The organism is Candidatus Thermoplasmatota archaeon (genome assembly GCA_029907305.1).
Classification (GTDB): Archaea; Thermoplasmatota; E2; order DHVEG-1; family DHVEG-1; genus JARYMC01.
In genome coordinates this window covers 1-4,197 of the sequence record JARYMC010000104.1, presented here as the reverse complement: position 1 = coordinate 4,197, position 4,197 = coordinate 1, and the positions used below count along the sequence as shown (strand labels likewise).

Annotated in this window: 5 protein-coding genes; 2 read left to right on the top strand and 3 right to left on the bottom strand. The window is 35.3% G+C overall.

From position 1 onward, the window contains the following. Positions 1-297: 297 nt before the first annotated feature. Positions 298-1,614, top strand: coding sequence for a potassium transporter TrkG (locus QHH19_06875; protein MDH7518046.1), 1,317 nt, complete (start codon positions 298-300; stop codon positions 1,612-1,614). Between the two features lie 6 nt (positions 1,615-1,620). On the opposite strand, the gene QHH19_06870 is transcribed toward QHH19_06875, so the two are convergent. Genes QHH19_06870 through rpiA form a run of 3 tightly spaced genes read right to left on the bottom strand, consistent with a single transcriptional unit; the run spans position 1,621 to position 3,330 of the window. Continuing rightward, positions 1,621-1,902 (bottom strand): hypothetical protein, encoded by a 282-nt coding sequence (locus QHH19_06870; GenBank protein MDH7518045.1) that lies wholly within the window; start codon positions 1,900-1,902, stop codon positions 1,621-1,623. A 5-nt stretch (positions 1,903-1,907) separates the two neighbouring features. After that, entirely contained in the window at positions 1,908-2,609 is a 702-nt protein-coding gene (locus QHH19_06865; protein MDH7518044.1) for a dolichol kinase, read from the bottom strand. 58 nt (positions 2,610-2,667) lie between these two features. Beyond that, positions 2,668-3,330 carry a ribose-5-phosphate isomerase RpiA gene (gene rpiA, locus QHH19_06860; protein ID MDH7518043.1) on the bottom strand — a complete coding sequence of 221 codons (663 nt, stop codon included), beginning with the start codon at positions 3,328-3,330 and terminating at the stop codon, positions 2,668-2,670. A 91-nt stretch (positions 3,331-3,421) separates the two neighbouring features. Between rpiA and QHH19_06855 the strand changes: the two genes are divergently transcribed. Next, the gene (locus tag QHH19_06855; protein ID MDH7518042.1) at positions 3,422-4,087 is read left to right on the top strand and encodes an RNA 2'-phosphotransferase; all 666 of its coding nucleotides are present in this window, start codon (positions 3,422-3,424) and stop codon (positions 4,085-4,087) included. The last annotated feature ends 110 nt before the right edge of the window (positions 4,088-4,197 follow it).

The window sequence follows — 4,197 nt, the reverse complement described above, 5'->3', positions numbered from 1 at the left end:
TAACAGACAAAATTAATTCTCTGCCAAATTTTTTAACAATGGCTATACAACTCATACTCTTTATTATACTAGTCGAATGGATACTAAGAATACTACTAAAAATCAAACAAGCTACTTCCCGTAGAAAACAACAGGTACAAGAAAAACAGGAATCACCATAAAAACTTATAAAAACCATAATTTGGTTCTGCTGATAAAATGAAATCCAAAGCGATCTTATCAAACCTCGGATTTGTCATGCAAATCTCAGGGATATTCATAATATTCCCCATTATAGTATCTTTTATCTTAAACGAGATGTCTGCTACAATAGCCCTTTTCCTTGCTGCCACAGGGTTTCTTTGCTTAGGCTTCCTTTTAAACGCCCTATGCGAAAGAAAAGAACTCTCCTTAAAACAATCATATACATTAATAGTACTAGTCTTCATCCTTCTAGGTTTCATAGGTTCTATACCATATATGTACATAAATATCTCAAATGGTAACCCTGTACAAGTTTTCACAGACAGCGTATTTGAATCAACATCAGGATACACAACAACAGGCTTCTCAGTTATATCCAATCTATCCAGCTTACCAAAATCCATAATTCTCTACAGGGCTCTCACACAGTTCATAGGCGGTCTAGGGATAGTTTTGGTTTTATTAGTATTCTTTTACCCAGATGCAAAACTCCAGGAATTTTCTAAGAGCATGGGTTTTACAAAAAACCATAAAATCAAAAAAACTTTCCTTATGATTCTCTTGATATATATGATATTCTTTATAGCAATAGTAGTTTTAGGTTTTATATTTGGTTATAGAGACGGAATAAACCTAGTTTCATTCATCTTCACTGCAATAAGCACCGGTGGTTTTACACCCATTGCTGATATCACAAATGTTGCTACACAATCACCATTAGGCATCCTACTTATAATCAGTATGATACTAGGTGCATCTAACTTCATTGTACTAGCTGGTTTATTCAAACTCAGATTCAAAGAATTTTTGAAATCCGAGGTACCTGTTTTTCTTTTCATGGCTTTTATCTCTATCTCTATCGTAACCATCTCTTTCTCTTATTCATTGTTTGATTCAGCTTTTCATGTTATCAGTGCTATGTCTGCAACAGGATTCAGCTACCTCAATGTCCAGAGTTTCCCAGGCAACATAAAACTATTCTTTGTCTTTTTAATGTTTATCGGCGGTGCCAGCTTTTCGACAGCAGGTGGAATAAAAATCTACAGATTCCTTTTACTTTTCAAAATAACCAAAAAAGCCATAACCGATACCATCACACAGCGAGATACCACAGTTAAACTCTTTGACAAAGAATACACAAACGCTGAGCTAATACAGGTTGTAGTGATGGTTATATTAACGGCGATCATCATACTTATTTCATCACTCATAGTAAGCTCATACGGTAACCCACCTATGGACTCAATTTTTGAAGTCACATCCGCCATAGGTACCTGCGGTTTAAACACAGGCATAGTCGGCCCAACCATGTCAATTGAACTTAAATGGCTTTTTGTTTTATTAATGATACTTGGAAGAGTTGAAATACTAGCATTTTTCATAATGTTTTCAAGAGCAAAAGAACCAAAAGAAATTTGGTCAACAAACTAAAAATCATTAACCCTTAAAATGATATTTATCTTTTTTATAACGAATCAAAGATGACACAAAAGGGATGTCAAACAAAATATTACCAATCAAGATAACAACACCTACCATTAGATGACCATCAAGATCTGAGACACCAAGGGCGTATCCTCTACAAAACCAGTCATAAACAAAAAAAACACCAACTAGCAAAGGTAAAACAATAAGCATAGGTGTAAAGAAAATCTCTGATTTAACAATTTTCAAATCATCGTAATCAGTTTTCAAATACTCTTTATTTTTGTCACCCATATTTTTCACCAAGGCATAGTTACAGGATAAATTATTATTTTATCTGGTAAACTAAAACCAACATAACCTGCACTAAACCGTATTATCAACAACAAAACAGCTGGTAACATCTGAACCATAAAATCATCATCAATCCACCAAAATTTTTTAGCCTCACCAACAACAGCACCAAAAGCACCAACAACAGAAACAAAAAACATAACAAAAAAATCCGTTTTATACCAACCAATCAAAAAGAAAAGCATACAAACAAAAAAACCAACAACATAAGCATTTTTATGACCAAAACGAGAACGCATCTCACCAATAACAGGGTCACCAACAGATGCACATAGAATACATGGAACTGCTATCTGCTGTGGAAAATACAACAACAAAGCAACAACAGCGACACCAAAAAACAAATAGCTACCAACCCTGTTCTTCTCATACACTCTAAGACCAAAAAAATGGTTACTACTAATTTTGCCTTTTATCCTCAAAAACTCTAGGATCAATAGTATAACAAGTATTAAAAATGGTACCCAAAATTTTAGTGAATTAATCCAATCAACATCAGGTAGTAAATAATAAAACAAAAAACAGGCACCAAACGCATGGAAAACACGCCTGTACCAATGAACATCAAACTCTATAGCATTAATTTTATTCTTTGTTTCCTCAAATTTACCAACAATTTTTTCTACAGACGCTACATGTCTTTTCATAATCAAATTTCTCTCATTTTTTTTCTGATTTTTTTTTTAGAAGATTAAACTCAAAATGTTATTTACCAAGAGTCATAACCCCCTGTCTACTACCAACTATCACTTCATCAACCAAACCAATAAACAAACCATTCTCAACAACACCAGGGATATTATTAATATCTTTTTCAAGCTGCTCAGGTGAGTCTATTATCTCAAAATCGCAGTCAAGAATATAGTTCGAGTTGTCTGTTAGATATGGATCGTTCATTATTTTTCTAAGTTCAACATTGCAACCAAATTCTTCAAGAGCTTTTTTTGTTGAAGACCAACCATACTTCAACACTTCAACAGGTAACGGAGAATTAACCCCCAAAGCCTTAACAATTTTTGTTTCATCGATCACTATGATTTCTTTCTTAGAGTGAAAAGCGACGATTTTCTCTCTTGTCAAAGCTCCTCCTCCACCCTTTATAAGATTGAGGTTTGGGTCTACCTCATCGGCACCATCTATTGTTATATCAATAACAGGGTTTTCCTCAAGATCAGTGAGAGGTATGTTGTATTCTTTAGCTAATTTTTTTGTGTGCATAGACGTTGGTATCCCTTTTATGTCAAGACCATTCTTCACCATCTCTGCGATCTTCCTTATTGTATACTCCACCGTAGAACCAGTTCCAAGACCAACAATCATACCATCCTTAATGTATTCTGCTGCTTTCTCTCCGGCTATTTTTTTCATGTCTTCTTGTTCCAAGAGTTCACCTGACCGTGTAATAGTTTAATAGTACAAAAATTTATACTTGATATCATAATTACGTTTCAGCGGAACTATGTTAGGAAAATGTGATGAACACGGTTATTACCGTGGAGAAGCGTGTCCTGTTTGCAACAAAAAAGGTAAATTTTTGATGGATGACCGTGAACTTAATGCGCTGAGTCGTATCATGGCTGGTGCTTTACGTCATTTCCCGGAGAAACTTGGTTTGATGATGGATGGTAGAGGATGGGTTGATATCTCATCCTTTATAGCAGCATTAGGTACATCAAGATCAGGTTTTGATTGGTTACGAAACTACCATATAGAAGCATTGGTAGCCACTGATGAGAGGGGTAGATACCAAATTGATGGTGGTATGATTCGCGCTAAATATGGTCACACCGTGGATGTGAACCTCGATGATTTACCTCTGGCAGATGTAGATGAATTATATTATCCGGTTACTGAGGAAGAAATCGATATGATAATTGAAGGTGGTCTTCATCCGACTGACCGTAAAAAAGTGCATCTTAGTAGTAGTATAGAAAAGGCTATCGAGGCAGGGCGGGTTAGGACAGAAAAACCATTGATTTTACGCGTTGATGTAAAAAAAGCTATGAAAGATGGAGTAAAAATATACCACGCAGGGAAAGATGTTTATGTAACTGATAGCATTGACGCTAAATATATATCAAAGGTTGATCAATCAGAGATCAAGAAGTTAGAAAAAAAACTTTAATAAATATTATTTTTTATGCCGATGACCCTCTTATTTTTGGGCTTGTGGCTCAGCTAGGTAGAGCAATCGGCTCTTAACCGATGGGTCAGGGGTTCGAATCCCCTCAAGCC

Excerpts from the sequence above, each read along its gene's own strand:
- QHH19_06870 (MDH7518045.1), bottom strand. The coding sequence starts at position 1,902 with ATGGGTGACAAAAATAAAGAGTATTTGAAAACTGATTACGATGATTTG.
- QHH19_06865 (MDH7518044.1), bottom strand. The coding sequence starts at position 2,609 with ATGAAAAGACATGTAGCGTCTGTAGAAAAAATTGTTGGTAAATTTGAG.
- rpiA (MDH7518043.1), bottom strand. The coding sequence starts at position 3,330 with ATGAAAAAAATAGCCGGAGAGAAAGCAGCAGAATACATTAAGGATGGT.
- QHH19_06875 (MDH7518046.1), top strand. The coding sequence starts at position 298 with ATGTCTGCTACAATAGCCCTTTTCCTTGCTGCCACAGGGTTTCTTTGC.
- QHH19_06855 (MDH7518042.1), top strand. The coding sequence starts at position 3,422 with ATGTTAGGAAAATGTGATGAACACGGTTATTACCGTGGAGAAGCGTGT.